This window comes from Chitinophagales bacterium (genome assembly GCA_040877935.1).
In the GTDB taxonomy this organism is placed as follows: domain Bacteria; phylum Bacteroidota; class Bacteroidia; order Chitinophagales; family CAIOSU01; genus JBBDNB01.
The window spans coordinates 74078-94395 of record JBBDNB010000043.1 but is presented as its reverse complement, the minus strand read 5'-3'; the positions used below and the strand labels follow the sequence as shown (position 1 = coordinate 94395).

The following is a 20318-nucleotide window of genomic DNA, read 5'->3' as shown; positions in this document are numbered from 1 at the left end:
AATGAAGATCAAATTTCCCAGCCTATCAATCCTTTAATACTTTCCACAGAATATACCTCAGAGTTGGGAACGTGCTCCAATTGATTTTTAAGGTACTGTGCCGTAGGAAGCATCCATTTTTCATTTTCTGCATTCGTGTTGTTGAGAATAATACTGAGCTGATATAAAGTAGTCAGTTCTTCAAAAAGGTATTTGGCATTGAGTTCCATATTTTCGCGATCCATTTCAAACAATGCTTTGGCAGCCTTTTCGCTTTTGCCCAAACCACTCAATAACAAATCATCATATTCTGAATTTTTGCCCAGTGCAGTTTTTATTTCCGCCATCATCACTTTCAATCCATCTGATTTAAAGCAGGCACGTAACATGTCCAGCACCATGATATTTCCGGCACCTTCCCAAATTGGCAGCACCATCACATCACGCATAATCTTGGGCAACACGCCATCTTCAATATAACCGATACCACCCATCAGCTCCATGCTTTCGCGAGTGATGTACACCGCTTTTTCAGCCGACCATTTTTTGACCATAGGGGTGAGCAAACGGGAAAGGTGTTTTTCATTTTCATTGCCATTGTCTGCATTGTCCAGTGCTTCAATGGCACGCCATGTGAGGTAAAAATTGGCAACATTCAAACTTCCGAGTTCAAAAAATTTATCCCTGATAAGGGTGTGTTCTACAGCTGTTTTTCCAAAACTCTGGCGAAATAATGTAAAATTATAAGCTTCTACCAATGCCCTTCTGGCCCCAGATAAAGCCGCAACAGAATTGTATAGTCGCGACAAATTGATCATATCAGTCATGATCTTAAAGCCTTTGAACTCCTCACCTACCAGGGTCCCCACAGTTTTGTCGAGCACACATTCTGCACTTGCCATAGAACGTACACCCAATTTATCTTTCAATCGCACGATCGGTAAATTGTTTCTTTCACCATTGGGCAAATGTTTTTCTACCAAAAAGATGGAAAGCCCACGTGTCCCCTCTACATTTTCATCAGTTCGGGCCAGTGCAAAAATCAGCTCTGCATTCACATTACTGCAAAACCATTTTTCACCACTCAGGTGATAGGTTTTTCCCTGAACTTTTTCGGCCTTTACAATATTTCGCCCTACATCCGAACCTCCGGATTTTTCCGTAAGGAACATTGCTCCGGTATATAATTCCTCAAGATTTTTGGTAGCAATATGCGGTAGCAATCGCTGTTTATCTTCTTCATCACAATACAAATCAATCAGACGGGCAACACCATCGGTCATGCACAAGGGACAATACTGACCCAGTTCACTCAATGAATACAAATAGCCCGAAGCAAAACCCAGGCTGTGCAATTCTTTTTGAAATTTCTTTTTGAGTTCGGGCTTCCATTTTACGGTAAACATTTCTGAGTCAATGGCCATTTGCAGCAAGCGATTATAAGCAGGATGAAATTTTACCTCTTCAATATTTTCTCCAAAAAAATCCCTTTTTACCAGCTCGGGGCTTTTCTTGTCGGCCTCAAGCGAAAGGGCATCCATTTCAGTTGCCGCTTGTTTTCCAATGGCTTGAAGCTTGTCCTGCATATATTCAAGACCAGCCTTACTTACTTTTCTATTCAGATATTCCCTCAAAACCAGATCACTGTTAAAGAAATTTTCACTGGCTTTGTATTTGCTTACTACTTTGTTTTTTATTGATGTTTTCTCTTTTATATCTTTCACTGCTATTGATTTTTAATGTTTCTTTAATTTAAGGAGAATTCCTCAAAGTTGCGACAATTCCAACAAAAAAAGACACCCGCAAGCGAGTGTCTTTCAATTGCATTTTAAATTCTTAATCCGGTTTATTCAAAAATCACCTTGTGTACCGATGAACGCTTATCATCATAGCGCACATTAATGAAGTATATGCCTTTACTCAAACCATTGCGATTGATTTTCACGTTATTGGGATCAATAATTCTGTCCTGTGCTACGATTTGGCCATTCAAATTATAGATTTCAAAAGATTCCATTTTCAATTCATTGTCATTCAACTGAAGTACTACAGTTTCTGAAGCTGGATTAGGGTACAGACGCATATTCACTTCTTTTAAAGGAATATCTTTTAATCCTACAACAGTAGTTGGGTCTGGAATTCCGGCCAGCGAATCTTTATAAGTAGTTGTAGTATCCAAATCTAAAGCCAATACAGCGCGGGGCTGTAAATACCACTGAATAGTATCAATATAGCGCAAAGCTTTTTCACGTGACATATCGGGGTTGCTTTGTAAAGCAGATTCATGGGTTGTCAAACCTGGTTCAGTAGAGGGTTTATTGGCCAAATCAGAGTTTGGATCCCAAAACTGCCAAGGGCTGCTTTGGTTATCAAATTGTGCGCCCGATGGAGCTAAAGGCAATAAAAAAGGCATCAGGCCTTCATCGCCTGCTACAGATATTTCAAAATCAGGTGCATTTCCCCAGTGATCTACCGTTTGATCATACCTTGATCTTGCAATTTGAGTAATCGGATCATTCAGGTTGGCAGTGTCAAAAACCGCATTGTTTCCAACAGCCACAGCTTTTTTCATAAACACACCTGCTCCCTGTACATCTACTACATTCTCATTGGTAGTAGGCACCACTACTGTACCGTCAAGATAAGGAGCAAAAGGGTCACGCACACATTGAAATGCTACCATTGGTGGATCGCCAGGTTCCATCCATGATGTATCAGCAAGCGAACCTCCAATATTGACTATCAGTTGTACATCTGCGGAATACCCAACATGATTGTCATAGTTCTCACTGCCGCCAAATCCATCAAAACCACCTATGACTGATGTTTCAAGTACTGGATCTCCCCCTGCATCCAAAAATTTAGTCAATTCAATTTCGCTTTGCTTGTCAAGTGTAGCGTGAGCCAATGCTACATAACCACCTGAACCTTCTCCAAAAAGCATGATTTTATTGGGGTCAATATTGTATGGATTGTTGTTTTCTGCATGGGATTTTCTAAAATAACGAACTGCTGTTTTGGCATCAATTATGGCTCTGAACACAGCTTGCAAGAGTGTGGTTTTCCTTGTATCTGCATTAGTAGTAGCAGGATTCCAGTTAAGTCTGTAATAAATAGATGCCGCTACATACCCCCTTCGCGCAAACTGTCTGCATATCTCCACTGCTGTAAGGTCAGTCTTTAGCCCCGTTGGAGCACCATTTTGAGGTGGATTCAAAAAATTACCTGTGTGCAGGTAAATCATTAAAGGCCGTTCAGAAACAGTATCAACAGACTGTTTGGGTTGATAAATATCCATTCTTAATTCCTTCATTTCAACATTGGGAGATATGAGACTTACACGTTCATAATTTTGTCCGTAAAGCACATCGCTTTCAACTTCAATATTCAAATAGCTGAATATTTCTGAAGTGTAACGCTGTGAAAAACCCTTCAGGCTAAAGCAAAGAAATAAAACTAACAATAATAGGTTGTGATATTTTTTCATGATATTTTGGTTTGATTAAGCTAAAAATAAGGAATATTTTGAAGAATAAGGTTAAAATTTATCAATCTCGAAAAGCAGTGAAATATAAGCAAGGCGCCCAACTCTTGGCCCACCATATACCTGGAAATTATTGTTGTTCCAGGCTTCACTGAACCGGTTTCCTATGTCGCCATTGTCGCGTTCTACCAGTGGAGTAATGCCCATAAGGTTGGAAACACCAATTTTTACAGTAGTGTAGATTTTAGGAATTGTCTTGTTGATCTGAATGTCCAGCATATCATATGTGGGAATTTGCCCGGTAAACTGTGGAGAGCCTTCAAACAAAAAGCCCTGTATCCATTTGTAATTTACGGCAAATCCAAAATTTCTGAAACTACGATTTTTAAAATTCCAAATAATATTACGCCCTGAAAAACCCAAGTTGAATTTGTGTTCTGGGGTATTGAATGCCGGTATAATCTCATCATCTGATCCTTGTAAATCAAGTCGATTCCAAGAATAGTTTCCCGTAAGGTTGAAGTATTTACCAACATAATAATTGGCCGCTATAGAAAAGCCCTGTGTGGTGACAATGTCATCTGAATTGGCCGATACACGGTAAGCCTGGATTACATTTGGAACCCCTAAATTGTCAAACTCAGTATCAATACCTAATTTAAAGCCAATGAAATCTTTATACCAACTGTGGTAATACGAAGCGTCTATGTACAAAAGTCCGAATAATTGCCCTCGATAGCCCAGTTCTATAGTTCTAACCTGCTCGGGACGAATAGGATCAACATTGAAAAATTCCAAGCTTTCAAAACCTATTGTATCTACATTTATATAGTTTTGAAAAGATTCAACCGTAATCAGTGAGTCGAATCCATTTAAATTGCCCAACAAAACGGCCCTGCCCACATTAAAATTCAGGTATTGATCAGATAATGTGGGATTCCTTATTGCTGAAGAAAATGACAACCTGAAAGTATTATTTTCATCTAAATTATAAACAAGCGATAAAGCGGGCGATACAAGAAAATTAAAGTTTTGGTTTTTATCTACACGAATAGTGAAACTTGCTTTTAACTGATCATGAAGAAAAGACTTATCAATCCCTGCATAAACCCCAAATTCAAAATTGGTGATTCTGTTGTATTCCGAACTGGTATCAATGACCATATTATTTGAAGCATCGAAAGTCGTATCATAGGCATATTGAATGGTATCCTGAAATATAGTTCCGCGAGAGTTTGGCGCAAACAATCTTCCGTTGGCACCTACTTTTATATTGTCTGTCCATTTTGGCTCAAAGGTATATTCCCCATGCAAATGATAAAGGGCAGAACGGTCATAAAAACGTGAACCTCCCTCTGATAAATAATTACTGGTAACTACATTAAAAAGTGAGTCAAATTGTTCAGTTCCGGGCTGTGCATAGGACATTTGCTCCCCACGTACCGAATTATTAGTCACATCGCGGGTTTCAGTATGGTAATCTTCAAATAATGCACGGTTATTTTCAACATACATATTTACCGAATCATTATAGGCATTCATATCTCCACCCACTCCGGGCAATTGAGGAAAGCCTTCACTATTATTAAACCTGGGCACTATTGAACGGTTCCAATAAGAGCTGTAAGCCCTGTTCCAGTTAGTGTTACTCCTTGCCGCATCCTGCATAATAAAAGCTGTCACTACACCATCGTAAGTGTCACCGGCCCGTTCATTGGTAGAATAAGCACGTACAAACCATTTGTCTTTTTTGCTCAATTCAAGCTTGTTCTGATAAAAGTGTATGTTTTTCAGGGAAAATCGGTTTTCTCCCTGGTAAACAGTAGTTCCCCCGCCATAACTGAGATTGTAATTCAAAACCAGGTCTGATTTTATTTTGTAAAACAAACCCATTGAAGCTTTTGTGTTTTTTGTTTCATAATCAAGTATATCTTCTTCTCTATATCCATCGCGATAATAGATGCCCAGCCCGGGATAAGACCTTGTGTTTTGTCTGAAATCGTTGCCTCCGGCCAGGTCTTCATCGCCATATATGTTCACAGCATCGTAACCTCCCAAATTGTCACGCCCTACTTCAGAATCTGTTGCAGGGTCATAATTGGTAGCCTCCCAGTCATCTGCACGCAGGTAGGAAAAATTCAACTTAAAGGCAAATTTGTCTTCGCCTTCTTTATTTTGAAAAACTTTGGCATAGCGCATAGCCCCTTGAAAAAGATTTCGCTCTCCATATTTCACCTGGGCAGAAAGTCCTTGGTGAATAAATGGATCGCGTGTGCGCATATCAATCACCCCATTGAAAGCATTGGGGCCGTAAAATGCTGAAGAAGCACCCTGAATCAGGTCGACTTTTTGTATATCCAGTTCTGAAGTCCCAAGAAAATTTCCCAGCGAAAAGTTCAATCCGGGAGATTGATTGTCAACACCATCGATCAACTGTAATGAACGTACCGGGGATGTGCTGTTGAAACCACGCGTATTGATCACTTTAAACCCAATACTGGCTGAAGTGAGGTCAACACCTTTCAATTGTCCAAGGCCTTCATAGAAATCGGCTGCTGTATTTTCCTTAATTGCAGTAATCCCCATTGTTTCTACTGTTAGGGGCGATTCTTTTTCCTTTTGTGTAAGTCGCGTAGATTTTACTTCAACCACATCCATACTTACACTGGATTCTTTGAGTTTGACCTTAATCTCCTGATCTTTATTTTCTTCAGTTAACTGGTGGGTGTAGTCATCGTATCCAAGGAATGAGATTTTTATAGTAAGGGGTAGGTCTTTTTTAATTTCAAGCTCAAACTTGCCGTCAAAATCTGTTTGTGTACCTGTAGTTGTGCCCTCAACTATTACAGAAGCACCAAACATAGCCTCGTTTGTAGTTTGATCTTTTACTTGTCCCTTAATAATTGTTTGTGCAAATGAAGCCTGTATTACAAATAAATACAGCAAGAGCCCCACCCCAATTATTTTCCATTTTTCCCCCAACATACCTTAAGTGCTTTTCATTTCTGACAAAAGTCGAAAATAAAGATTTAATCTAAGGCATCTAATATTTTGGCAAAAAAAAACGGAGTTTGTCGTTAAAACAAACTCCGCTTGAAGACATGAGCAACGCTTTTAGTTTATAATCCATTTTACTTTTTGACTGAATTTTTCAATTTGTATGTCAAGTATATAAATACCGGAAGTTAAACTTTCATTTAAGATTATCTTGTTGTTTTCTGACACAAAGTTTCCATATTCAAAGACCTGCCTGCCCCTTGTGTCATAGATTTTCAGTTCGAGTCTTTGATCTTCCCGTGCAATGTTTTTTAGATCAATATTCAGGTGTTTCCCATTAGAAGGATTGGGGTAAATATTTACTTCAATCTCCTTATTAAAGGTATCGAAATAGACTTGTTTTACCGGAAATATTTCATATTGCCCATCCTTATCAATTTGCTTCAAACGATAATAATTGTCTCCTTTTAATGGTTTTTTATCTATGAAAACATATTCAACTTCTTCTACACTATTGCCCTGGGCTTCAACTCTTCCAATACTTTTAAAATCTATCGCATTGTCTGAACGCTGAATTTCAAATGCATCTGAATTGATCTCAGTAGCAGTAAGCCACTCAAGTTGAGCTTTATCTCCATTCTTGAAAGCATTAAAATACATGAGTTCTACGGGCAGACCATCTCCACTTTCAGAACCTTCACCTATTCCAAATTCAGAAAAACTGCTCAAATCCATTCGAAGTGCATAGCCATCGCTAATTTTTCGCCCCTGACCATTTTTAGCATTTATACTACCTTGGGCTGACCAAGCTTTGGCATCAGGAGCACCTTCAGGTCTTTTAATTACTGCAAATTTATTGTCCTCAAGACCTGCCATATTAATTATGTACAATTTCACATTATAGGTTCCACCACTTGGTTGTTGATCAGGTGTGATTATCCAAAGCCCATCATGGCATAAAGCCTGATAATCAAGCCAGGAATCTACCGCTTCCATATCCTCATCACTGTGTCGCTCAACATTGGAAAAATAAACAGTAATGTTGTTTACGCCAACAAGTGAATTGCTCGCTACTTCTGCCGGATGATAATTTGTAGTGTTTTCTCCATTTCCTACCGGAAAAAAATATTCATTATCACCACTTGTTACTGCTCTTTCTAAATTACCATTGATAAAAGCATCTGTACTGTAATTTGTAATTGCAGCTTCTGCGGAATTGCTGATAATGAGTTTGTTGCTTTGTGTAGAGATAATCCCGTTTTGCAGATTTAGTACATTATTGACACTAACATCGTCAAGCAATTGATAAGGGCCTGAGCCCGATATCGTTAAATCATAAAAGGCTGTTCCATTAGAAGTAATGGATTGTTCTACAGCTCCATTTAATTCTACTTCTGCATTGCGCGGTTCAAAAGCTCCACCGTTATTCACCCAGTTCCCAGCTACTTGCAGGCTGTAATTACTGCTATTATTGGCATCTAAAGTTCCTGCATCCAATATCAAATTGCCATTTACAATTGTATTACCGTTAAGAGTTTTAAACCCACTACCTTCCAGTTTTAAATTGTTGTATGTCACATGAGCAATTGACTGGTTGCCATTTGCAGCATAACTGATTGTACCTGTTCCCATATCCAGCGTGCCATAAATTTCCATACTGCCTTCGTTTATACTTAATGTATTGCTGCCTAGCTCGAGGCTTGCATATCCGCTTATATACAAGTGTGCTGAACTTACATCACCATTCAATTCAACTGTGTGATTTGCTGCTATAATAACCGTGTCTGTACTTTCAGGTGCTGCTCCTGCCCAAGTGGAAGCATCTGCAAAATTTCCATTTCCCGCAGAAATATTTTTCACTGCAGCTATGGCTATATAGTCACCAGAATTTACTTTTACATTTGTTGAGGTATAATTAGATTGATTGTTATAATCTAAATAATGGAACATACTCGCTTGAGTAAAGTCACCATCTTCATCTACCAACAAAGCCCAGGCTGTGAAACCTGATGGAAGTGCAGGCAGATCAGATGTGTCTACTGAAAAGTTGAGTTCTGCATTTGCATTTGTTGCATCAATTCTCCACTGACGTTCCAGCATTCTTGTTGAAGCATTGGGTGCACCAGCAGATTGCCAGGCAGAAATATTCTGATTGTCATGTCCTGCAAAAACATAGTCTCCATCAGAGAGGGCGACAGGGTTATCTAATTTCAATATTCCTGCTGATTTTGAATTGATATGCAAATCATCAGCACCGGCTCTGCCTATACCCACAAGATTATGAGGATGTGTAGCATCAAAACTGTAATTGTCATTGCTAATAGCGATGCCATACTTAACGGCAAGGTAATTTTCAATAATTGTTTTTTGTGCTTCATTCAGATGGTTCTGAAACAAAATAATTTCTGCAATATCTCCTCCAAACTGCTGTTGCCCCACAGTAAATGATGGATACATAGATCCAATTACCATTCTGGTAAAACTGATGGTATTTTCAAAATCAGCACTTACTATAAAAAAATCATCAAATGCCCACTGCTGGGTATTGCTTTTTTCAGCATAGGTAGTATAAGCACCTCCATTTAAACGAAACCTTCCTTTTTCAGTAGTGCTACCATTAAAGGTCATACCTCTTACATTATTTCCGTTGCTGGGATCAAAAGCAAAATGTGCTTCAGCATAATTGCCAATAACTTGTGCTTGCTGATTGTTTTGCTGTGTAGCAGAATTAACTTTCATTACAATTATTCCGCTTGCAATATCATAATTATAGCTGTTGTCAAGAAAGTCATTTGCCCCATCAAAACGCACTACAGGCAGTCCATTGATTTCATTTTCGATGTATGTAGGCTGATAGGCAGCATTAACCTGGGAAACATGGTGGTCATTCCCACTGTTGTCAGGCCAGTTTGTATTGATTGCATTGCCCGAGGCAATACCACTAATACTTGATGCATCTAACCAAAAGGTGTTTAACGCTGAATCACCAACACCTCCGGGACCAGAGTAACCAAACACATCATTGTCATTTATTGTAAGCGTGAAAATTGAATCAGATCCAGTTTCAGCTCCAGATAGTACATTCATGCGAATGATTACCGTTTCATCTGCTTCTGTAATATTGTCTTCAAGAATTTGAAGCGATAGAACTTTACCGGTATCCCCTGAAATAATTATTGAAGAGGATGCATTGAATATATAATCACTTCCTGAACTTGCCGTAGCAGATTTAATGCTGTATTCAAAATTAACATCTATGCCGGATGCTGCAGAAAGCTCTAATGGAATATCAACACTATAATTACCTTCGGTTTTTGACATAGTGGGAATAGTGAAATTCAATTTCGGAGCTGGATCATTGTCGGTGATGGTGTAGGTGAACTCTTTAGGATCGGTGTCGGATATATTACAGTTAGAAGGATCAAATAATTCTAAAATAATTGTTTCATTGGTTTCGTAAATTGCATCGTCTATAACAGTAATGTCAAATGACTGAATAACTGATGATGGGGGAAAAGTAAGCGTGCCTTCTGTTAATGTATAATCAACTGCATTTGTAGCTGTACCTCCTTTAAGGCGATATTTTACAGTAGTTGCATTTGTTGAATCAACTTCGTTTAGTACTACATTTACCGGAATATTACTTACAGATTCAGCCCCGCTCATTGAAGCCATTTGAAAGCTCACTTTTCTGGTATTGTCATCATCGTGAATTGTAGCTATAGCTGTTTTTTCTTCAAACAAATCAGTATTATCAGGAATCATTTTAAGCTTGATAAATTCATCGGTTTCAGCATTTAAATCATTTACCAATTGAATCCCAATTTGAATAAGCGTATCACCGGCAGGAATGCTGTAGGAAGCATTCAATGCCTGATAATCATCTGGGCTAAGAGCAGTAGAATCGGTAGTTTGAAGTGTAAAATTTATAGCATCATTAAAGGGGAGATCCAGTGCAATGCTTATAGTAATTGAATCTTCGGACTCTAAAGCGCTAAAGTTATTTTGAGTAAAATCAAAATTTGTTTCTAAAGCAGCAATAGTATAGTGATCTCCATCATTTAATTGTAAAGCATTGCTTTGGTATTTCCCTGCGTTTTCATCTAAAAAATGAATCTCAGGATTGGTTGTGAAATTACCATCAGAACTAATGAGCAATACCCAGCTTGAGTTGGGATTGCTTTTAGCAGGCAAATCGCTTGTGTCTAAAACAACTACAGTAGCTCCTGGAGCACCCGTTAAGCCTATTTTCCACTCCCTGCTGATGCGTTCCATACTAAGGTTTATTGGAGTTTCAGCTGTAGTCCAGGCATCTGCTGCTCCATTATTGTGCGCAATAAGCGCATATGCCCCATTATTTAAAGCTGTTGATTCTTTTAAACCAAGCATTCCGGCTGAGTATCCCTCGGTATGATTGTCACCTCCCGTGATGCGGCCAATTCCAGCCAAATCGTGCTTATGTGTAAGATTATATGCAAACAGATCATTGCTGATTGTAAGGTTGTATTTGGCAGCAAGGTAATTTTCTACAAGTATTTTTTGGGTCTCCCCCAATTGATCCGCAAAGACAATAATTTCTGCAATATCACCACCAAACTGATGATCGCCAATATTCTGATTGGGGTATAAAGAACCGAACACTTGTCGGTTGATGCTTTCAACATTTTTAAATTCAACAGCTACAAGCTCAAATTGATTATAATTCCATGCCTGAGTATTGGAATAGCTAACCCAACGTGAATAAGCATTAGAATTAAGTGCATACTGTGCCCTTGTATTACTTGAGCCAAGACCTTCAAAACTAAAGCCTTTTTGAGCAGAACCAGCTCGCGGTTCTGCTGCAATATGAACACCATCTGCATCATTGCCCCATAGCTGCGCCAAATCTGTAGTTTTCTGTAGTGTATTGCTCATTTTAAAAACAATAAATACCGTGCGGGCACTATAACTGTGCACACCATCCAGAAAATCATCATCTCCATCAAATCGCAGAACCGGAAAACCATTAATAGCAGACTCGTGGTACGTAGGTTGATTTACCGAGTCACTTTGTGATGCATTAAATTCGTTACCGGAACGATCTATCCAACTGACAGACAATGGATCACCATCATCCAAACCGGAAATATCTTCAGCAGAAAGCCATAAATTAAGATCATAAGCTCCACCTATTCCGGCCGGAGTATTTTGTGCATTCAAGTAAAAAACAGGAGAACAAGTTAATAGTAATAACAGGTAGTTAATTAAGTATTTCATGGTAAGCATGGTTTATCTACCACTTAATACGACTTACCACTTACAAGGTTACGTCTTTTTACGTATTATTAGAGAATTTTTACTATTACACTCAACTGATAAACACACTTAAAAAACACAACCTACTGATTATCAAATACTTGAATAAGCAAACTTTAATCCTAAAAAATACCTTCATCTCAATTTTATAGATGGAAATTTGCCGTTTTTATTTACATACAGGGCTATTAAGGCTGAATGGGTAAGTGTATAAATTAGGCAAAGTAACCTGGCAATGATGAATTTTGTTAGAGGTTTATACTTATTATGTAAAGAAGAATTGGGAAATATAATAAAAGGAAAGGTTTTCAATCACATTTAGCCTTTCGGTTATTTTTTAGCCCCCATTTTGTCCATTACTCCGCCTTTCACATTAAACCTGCCGATTTAATCCCGCTTTTTTGCAAATTTGTAGCCAAGCCTGTTAAATAATATGAAAGAAACCGAATTGCATATTCTTCTTATTGAGGACAATCCATCTGATGTGGAATTGGTAAAGCGCTATGTAAAAAATCACAACCGCAAAAAAATCGTAGTGCACAGCCTTGAACGCCTTGAAGAAGCTATAATTCAGCTGGATTTTAAAGCCTTTGATATACTGCTGATGGATGTCAATTTACCTGACAGCAATAAGAAAGAAGCATTGCAGTTTATCAAAAAATACAATAAAAAGCTGCCGATTATAGTAATGTCAGGTTTAGAAAGTGAAACCCTCACCCTTGAATCTATCAAATCGGGAGCAGAAGATTTTATTGAAAAAAAAGAACTGAACGAAGGCCTGCTGCAAAGGTCGATAGACTATTCAATTGAAAGACATCAGCTAAAACACCAGCTTACCCGCATTGCCCAGGAACTAAAAGACAAAAAAGAAAGACTGATTGAAGCACAAGCCATTGCCAATATCGGCAACTGGACATTAGACCCCATTACTCTTAAAATCAATTGGTCGATAGAAGCCCTAAATGTATTACAAAGTGCATTCCAAACAGAAAAAACATCATTACAGAGTTTCCTGGAAATAGTTGATCAAAAAGACCGGAAGAACATTAAGGATCTGTTTAGAAATGCAATGGAAGGGACTGTGGTTTACAATGAAGATATTGTCATTAATGTAAACACAATGTCTGAAGCCAGGCACATCAATCTCAGACTTAAATCCAATGATGCAAAGCAAATAGACAATAAAAGAATAGTAGGGACTATACAGGATATTAGCGATAGGAAGAAAATAGAAGAAGCACTCAAAAAGAGCGAAGAGAAATATTACAACTTATTCGATCAATCGCGAGATGCCATTTATATCACTTCCGAAGCCGGTGATTTTCTCGATTTCAACAAGGCTACAACTGAAATATTTGGTTACAGTAAGGAAGAAATGAAGCACCTCAATGTGCGCGACCTGTATATCAATCCTGAACAACGCAGTGCTTTTATAAAAGAAATAAAAGAAAAAGGCTTTGTAAAAGATTATGAAGTTGAGTTAAAAGACAAATTCAACAACAGAATACAGGGAACAGTAACTTCTTCTATATGGAAAACACTGGATGGCAAAATTCTTGGCTTTCAGGGAACCATTCGCGATTTCACCCAAAAAAGAAGGGCAGAAGAACTGATTAAAGAAAAAGAATTTGCACAGCGTTCATCAAAAATGAAAGAGCGATTTCTGGCCAATATGAGTCATGAGATCAGAACACCCATGAATGCCATTTCAGGTCTTACCCGTTTGTTGAGCAATACCTCCCTTAGTGAAATTCAAAAAGAATACCTCGGAGCTATAGAGTCATCTACCGAACACTTGCTGGCCTTGATCAATGACATACTCGACTTTTCAAAAATAGAGGCCGGTGAAATGAAATTTGATTACTCCCCTTTTCAGCCCAGACAATTGTTTGACCGATTGAATTACACTTTCAAATTCAAAGCAAAAGAACGGGACATTGAGCTGATCTTTGAAATAGCCGAGGATATTCCACAAGTATTGATTGGCGATCCGGTTAAGCTCAATCAAATATTGATCAACCTGGTGGGCAATGCTGTAAAGTTTACCGACAAAGGTTTTGTGAAACTAATAGTGCGTGTTGTAGAAAAAGAGAAGGATAAAATTTTTCTGCAAATGCTGGTAAAAGATACGGGCATCGGCATTCCTGATGATAAACTTGAAAATATTTTTCAAACATTTGAACAGATTAATGAAAACACAGCCCGCCTGGTAGAGGGCACCGGATTGGGACTGGCCATTTCTCGTCAATTAATTGAGCTACAGGGCGGAAAGATAGAAGTGAAAAGCAAAGTCGGACAGGGTTCTGAATTTATTGCCACAATGCCATTTCGCCAGTCGGATGCAAGTCCTGGTAAAGAATCCGCTATTGCACCTGTGAACAAAGTTAAAGCATTTAAGCCCATTGGCATTCAGTATTTACTGCTGGTTGAAGATAAAAAGCTCAACCAAATGGTGGCCAGCGAAACAATAAAATCGTGGTGGGGCGAAAGCATCAGCATTGATATAGCAGAAAACGGAGTAATTGCCTGTGAAAAAGTAAAAAACAAACAGTACGATGCAATTCTGATGGACATTCAAATGCCGGAAATGAATGGTTATGATGCCACTCGCGCCATCAGGGAAATGGATGCACCAATCTGTGATGTACCTATAATTGCCCTCACTGCCTATGCCACCAAAGGTGAAGCAGAAAAATGTATAGAGGCCGGCATGAACAGCTATGTTTCTAAACCCATTGACCCCAATGAACTGTATCAAAGATTGGCTGAAGTTTTAAACCCTGAAATGCTGGATGCACAAGATACAGAAGAAGAAAGCGACACTCCTGAAGAACAAGAAAACAGCATCCCAGAAATAGTAGAGGATCAACTCAATATGAATTTTATCAATACGCTCACCGGTGAAAACAGCGCATTGAAAAAGAAATTGCTTGACCTGGTGCTGGAAGAAACACCTGAAGAACTCGTTATTTTAAAATCCTCTATTGAGAACCAAAACTGGGAACGCGTAAGGAGTGTGGCCCATAAAATGAAATCCTCCTTTTCTTATCTTGGAATGAAAAACATACTTGAAGTGATTAAAGCAATAGAGCTGGAAGCCAAAGAAGAAAAGGATTTGGAGCTAATCCCCCTGCAATTTTCCAGTATTGAAAAAAGCATACTTGATAATTTAGATTTACTTAGAAACAATATTTAGTTAAATTTAAGGGAGCGAATAGTTGAAAACTAAAAATGAAATGACCAAATAAATCTTATATTTAAACCCTGAAAATGAAAAATTATGGAAGCGGCAGAAAAAACAATTAAAATATTCGCAGTTGACGATGATAAAAAGCATTTACTGGTATTGGAAGACAGCCTTACCAAAAATTTGCCTTATCAAATCGAAGTGGAAAATTACGAAAGCGGAGAAGCTGTACTCAATGCACTAAGTAAAGATCCCGATATTGTTATTCTGGATTATTACTTCGATTCTGAAGATAAAAATTCAGCAACCGGTATTGAGGTTTTAAAACGCATTAAGTCCAAAAGACCGGAATTGCCCGTTGTAATGATGTCGCACCAGGACAATATTGAAGTGGCAGTTCAATGCTATGATTATGGCGCAAAGGACTATGTAGTAAAAAACGAAACAGCTTATGCCCGGGCACAAATTATTGTGCGCAATGTCATTCATGAAATTTTAAAAGAGCAGCAAATTCAAAAGTACAAGGCAAGTGTAAAAACCGCTTACTATGTACTGGGAATTTTTATCGTTTTTCTTTTGGCTGTAATCGTTTATCTTGCTTTTGAATTGAGCAATATTTAATCAAATATGTCAGAAGAAGAAACAGCAAAACAAGAAGAAAAGCCCTTAAAGCCCATTGTAGAACTTAAAAATGCGGTGATCTACCAGGGAAAATCCTTGATATTAAATCAATTAGATTTAGAGATCAATGATGGTGAATTTATCTTTCTGATAGGCAAAACCGGCAGTGGGAAAAGTAGTCTGCTCAAAGCACTTTATGGGGACTTACCGCTGAATCAGGGCAGTGGACAAGTCCTGGGATACGATCTGGAAAAACTTTCCACCTCTCAAATTCCATTTTTAAGACGCAAGCTCGGCATTGTTTTTCAGGATTTTCAATTGCTGATGGACAGGAGCGTGAGTGAAAACCTGCGTTTTGTGATGCGGGCCACCGGCTGGAAAGACGAGAAGAAAATCAAAATGCGTATAGATGAGGTATTGGCGCAAGTAGGACTCGGCACCAAGGATTTTAAAATGCCGCATGAACTGTCGGGTGGGGAACAACAGCGCGTAGTTATAGCCCGCGCCCTGCTCAACAACCCTGAACTGATTCTTGCAGATGAGCCCACCGGAAATCTTGACCCCGACACCTCTGATGATATTATGCAGCTTTTGATGAAGATCAACCGCGAATTCAACACAGCAGTGCTGATGGCTACGCACAATTACCATATTATAGAGAAATATCCAGCAAGATTGTGGCGCTGCTCGGGCAGCACTATTAAGGAAGATGAAAATATGATGGTTTAATATAAGCCCATATGTATTCCATTAATCAAAAATCAATAGTAAAAACCAAAGTACTCAACACTTCTGCAAAACAACTTTGGAAAAAATGGACAACCCACGAAGGCCTATTGACCTTTTTTGGCCGCGACAACAAAATTGAACTGATACCCGGAGGAGCATTTGAAATCTATTTTTTGATGGAAAACGAATACGGACTCAGGGGGTCGGAAACCTGTAAAGTCTTGTCCTATCTTCCCAACGAAATGCTCTCTTTTTCATGGAATGCACCTCCCTCTTTTCTCAAAATCAGAAATCACCCGCACAAAACCTGGGTAGTGATCACCTTTAAACCAATCAATGAAAATCAATGCGAAGTCAAGCTTACCCACCTCGGTTGGCTAGATGGTGATGAATGGAATAAAGTTTTTGAATATTTTGAGAATGCCTGGGAGATTGTGTTGAATCGTTTTGAAGAAAGTATCAAGTAAAACAGTCTCTGTTTTTTTATTATATTTAGGTATTGTCAACAAAAACTGCAATCATGGATAACAAACATTTGCCCGGTGACCCGGGAGATAAAGACAAAAATTTAAAAGAGGAAAACGAATTGCTCAAGCTGAAACTGAGGGCAGAGCATGGTGCAAATTTTTCCGAAACATCTGATGACCTACCGCCTGAAGTGGAAAATGAATGGTTGAAGCACATATCATTCTTCGAAAAAAACTACGCTGACAGGGAATTTACAACAGTGTATAAAAGTATCGGCAAGCCTGATTTTAAAAAAGCGGAAATGCTCAGCGATAAAGAGATAGAAGCCGAATTGGACCGTCTTCTTGAGTTACTTAACCAACATAACATTTGCCTGGATGTGATTGGAGAATATAAAGACAGTGTTATTTACAAATTTATCACAGAAGAATTGTTTGAAGAGGAAATAGAACTGCACGATGTACCGGGCATGTTCACCCACTACACATACGAGGAGTTTCACCCCAATCCATTGTTGGATGCCAGGGATGCTGTGGAAGAGATCATAAAAGGATTAGAAGATGAAAAGTTTGAACCGAAATTTTACACCTGGCGATTTCACGAAAACGGGATTATTGATACCAGTGGCCAAAAGATTGATGCTGATGAAATTGATAAAAGATACCTACTCCTGAGAGAATCAATTGAAGCAATAAAGCTCAATAAACTTGAGCAGGACAAGGTTGAAATACTATCGGATGAAAAAGCTGTTTATACCGGGAAAATTGAATACGAATACAAAATGATTGGCGAAAAGAACTGGCGAAAATTCAACGAAACGCTTCAACTACACCTGAGGCCAAGTCAATACGCTGCCATGTGGGGCGTCACTAAAATGGACTTTCCCGGTATTAGTTTGTAGAATTAAACTGATCCCATTTCACTCATAATCAGATTGTAAAAATAAAACGAGCCCTCCATCAAACTGACAGAGGGCCCGTACAACTGAAAACCTACACTAGTCCATACTTACAGTTTCTGGATTTGCTCTACATAATTCATATCATCATTGTAGATGCGAATAAAATAGCTTCCGCTTGAAAGGTGCTCCAGCGAAATAGTTTGCTGTTGCCCATTGATCTCATAGTTATCTATCACCTGACCAGTAACACTAATAATTTGAGCATTTAACCTTTGATCAAGCATCTGCTTATTTTCTATCACAACTATATCCGAAGTTGGATTTGGGAATATATTGATCTCAACAGCTGCATCATTTTCAGGAATCCCTACTGCTGTGTTTTCATCAAATACTGCAAAAGGACTCAATGAAGTAATGCCTTCTCTCTGAAGACTGAACATTCCACTTCCTTCAGCAGTAGCAGATGCACTTGCTGTAGCATCCCATTCGCCATTGATATAATGTGAAATATAGGCTTCTCCATTATTAAAACCATTCACTTCCATATCAGTTGACCAGAGCACTTCCATATTCATATCAATATTGGCATTGATGTTGGATTCAACATTCCATGTAGCATCAACTACACTTTGAAAGCCTGACATATTTGCACCGCTGCTTCCATTGGCCAAAACTCCGGCATCAACATTCACCATTACAGTACCACTTTGAGAACCGCTGTTTAGCTCAATATTTGCAGGCGCAAAATTAACTGAAGTACCTACCGGAAATTCTACTGAAGCTCCACTGCCAGCACTTAAATCCATAGCCACTTGCCCTGAACCGGAAGTGATAACATATGAGCTACTTCCGGCACCACTGATTGAGCCACTTGCTCCAAATTGAAGGTTATTGTTCTGAATATCAATGCTTCCCATTCCTGAAAAAGACAATTCACCATCAATGTTCAAATCAGAACCAAGCGCAATGGCGTCACCGGAGTCGATATTTAAATCAAAATTCCCAACAGTATTGCCATTGGCAGTAAAGCCGATAGAAGCACCAGAAGCTGTAGCCAAATCTATGCTGATATCAGAATCTGCATTGGAATGAATGGCACCGTCTGCATTTACATTTATTGCGCCAGAAACGCTCAAATCATTGCTGTTCAAATCAAGATTACCACTTAGGATACTCAGTGTGCTTGTTACATTTAGGTTTCCGTCAATTGTTACATTATTGCCAGATCCTACATTTACACTAAAACCTCCTACTGTAGCACTTCCTCCACTAAATGACAAGTCGGAAGAAAGTCCTCCAGTGGCATTGATATTGATAGCACTGCTAGCATTTGCTGAAATACTACCAGAGCCGTTTAAGTCACCGTTTAGATTCAAATCAGAACCAGCAATATTCAAACTGCTTCCTCCTGATAAATCCAAAGTTCCTTCTACGGAAAGATCAGTTGCAGCAGCCAAGTCAACACTGTTGCCTGAACCCACATTGATGGTCAAATTATTCACTACTTGTCCATTGCTGGAAAATGACAGAGAATCAGAAATTCCACCAGTAACATTAATTGTCAAATCTGAACTGGCATTGGCACTCAACATGCCCGAGCCACTCAAATCGCCATTGATGGTCAGTGCAGCTCCGCTAAAATCAAATGTAGTTCCGCCATCCAATTGCAGCGTTCCATTTACATTTAAATCGCTGTCAACCTGCACACTGCTTCCGCTTCCTATACTTACCGTAAAATTATTCACAGTATTTCCAGAAGCATCAAAGCTCAAAGAACCAGACAAACCAGCATTGGAGTTGACTACAATATTTGCAGCACCAGCCGAGGAAATCGATCCTGAACCACTTGCAGATAAATCACCGCTTGAGTTAAAGGTAAGTGTGTTGTTGCCAATATCAAGTGTACCGCTGGCCAACATCAATTCGCCATCTACCATTAAATCTGAGCTTAAGCTAACACTGTTTCCAGAACCAACATCAATGCCGATATCCGTTAATCCAGCACCGCTCAATTCCAGTCCAGCATTGGCTGAGCCTCCAGAATACACTACATTGTAGTTTCCAGAAAAGCCAAGTGCTCCTCCCGATACGGAAAGTCCACCACCAGAATCAATAATAACAGTAGCATTATTGCCAATCATCAGATCTCCACCTGAATTCAAGCTAATGGCACTACCTGCCATCAAGGTAAGCGTTTCTTCCACATCCAGTTCTGAAGCCACTTGCAAACTAGCCGAAGCATTTGTCATGGCATTGGTAGTAATAGAACCTGTGAAAAGCAATACCGCACTTAATCCGGTAGAGACTGAATCCAAAACGATATCTCCAGTACCAGAAAGTGATCCGGAATTGATCGTAAGCGCTGCACTTGTTGATGTATTCAATGTACCATTTACATCCAATGAGGCAATGGCCGCATTCAACATTAAGTCATTGTCTAGATCAACCGTGATTCCCGATGGGATAGTAACCTGATCGGCAGTAATAGTGGAGGGGGGTGCAGATCCGCCCCAAGTTGCTGAATTACTAAAGCTGCCTGAACTTACGGCTGTAAATGATGCCCCCATTGCGCTTGTGCTTGCAAATAATATTGCAGCAAAAAGCATTGGGATTTTTCCTAAATAAATTTTGAGCGTTTTCATATTTGTTAGTTTTTT

General features: G+C 39.0%; 10 protein-coding genes. 5 read left to right on the top strand and 5 right to left on the bottom strand.

What is annotated here, in order from left to right; genetic code table 11:
- Window positions 1–8: 8 nt before the first annotated feature.
- The 4 genes from WD048_11340 to WD048_11325 form a co-directional block, all read right to left on the bottom strand.
- The gene (locus WD048_11340; GenBank protein ID MEX0812799.1) at window positions 9–1703 is read right to left on the bottom strand and encodes an acyl-CoA dehydrogenase family protein; all 1695 of its coding nucleotides are present in this window, start codon (window positions 1701–1703) and stop codon (window positions 9–11) included.
- Between the two features lie 122 nt (window positions 1704–1825).
- Window positions 1826–3466, bottom strand: coding sequence for a T9SS type A sorting domain-containing protein (locus WD048_11335; protein ID MEX0812798.1), 1641 nt, complete (start codon window positions 3464–3466; stop codon window positions 1826–1828).
- Window positions 3467–3517: 51 nt separating this feature from the next.
- Window positions 3518–6448 (bottom strand): TonB-dependent receptor, encoded by a 2931-nt coding sequence (locus tag WD048_11330; protein MEX0812797.1) that lies wholly within the window; start codon window positions 6446–6448, stop codon window positions 3518–3520.
- A gap of 129 nt (window positions 6449–6577) precedes the next feature.
- Window positions 6578–11716: a Calx-beta domain-containing protein gene (locus WD048_11325; protein ID MEX0812796.1), complete on the bottom strand. Its 5139-nt coding sequence runs from the start codon at window positions 11714–11716 to the stop codon at window positions 6578–6580.
- Window positions 11717–12188: 472 nt separating this feature from the next.
- Here WD048_11325 and WD048_11320 point away from each other — a divergent pair, with 472 nt between their 5' ends.
- From WD048_11320 to WD048_11300, 5 genes are all read left to right on the top strand, one after another.
- Complete coding sequence (locus WD048_11320; protein MEX0812795.1) at window positions 12189–14951, top strand: response regulator; 2763 nt, start codon at window positions 12189–12191, stop codon at window positions 14949–14951.
- A gap of 84 nt (window positions 14952–15035) precedes the next feature.
- Entirely contained in the window at window positions 15036–15563 is a 528-nt protein-coding gene (locus WD048_11315; protein MEX0812794.1) for a response regulator, read from the top strand.
- Between the two features lie 6 nt (window positions 15564–15569).
- Entirely contained in the window at window positions 15570–16292 is a 723-nt protein-coding gene (locus tag WD048_11310; protein MEX0812793.1) for an ATP-binding cassette domain-containing protein, read from the top strand.
- Between the two features lie 11 nt (window positions 16293–16303).
- Complete coding sequence (locus tag WD048_11305; protein MEX0812792.1) at window positions 16304–16759, top strand: SRPBCC domain-containing protein; 456 nt, start codon at window positions 16304–16306, stop codon at window positions 16757–16759.
- Between the two features lie 53 nt (window positions 16760–16812).
- On the top strand, window positions 16813–17661 hold the full coding sequence (locus WD048_11300) for a hypothetical protein (protein MEX0812791.1): 849 nt from the start codon (window positions 16813–16815) through the stop codon (window positions 17659–17661).
- A 107-nt stretch (window positions 17662–17768) separates the two neighbouring features.
- Here WD048_11300 and WD048_11295 read toward each other — a convergent pair whose 3' ends face one another.
- Window positions 17769–20303 carry a T9SS type A sorting domain-containing protein gene (locus tag WD048_11295; GenBank protein ID MEX0812790.1) on the bottom strand — a complete coding sequence of 845 codons (2535 nt, stop codon included), beginning with the start codon at window positions 20301–20303 and terminating at the stop codon, window positions 17769–17771.
- Window positions 20304–20318 lie beyond the last annotated feature (15 nt).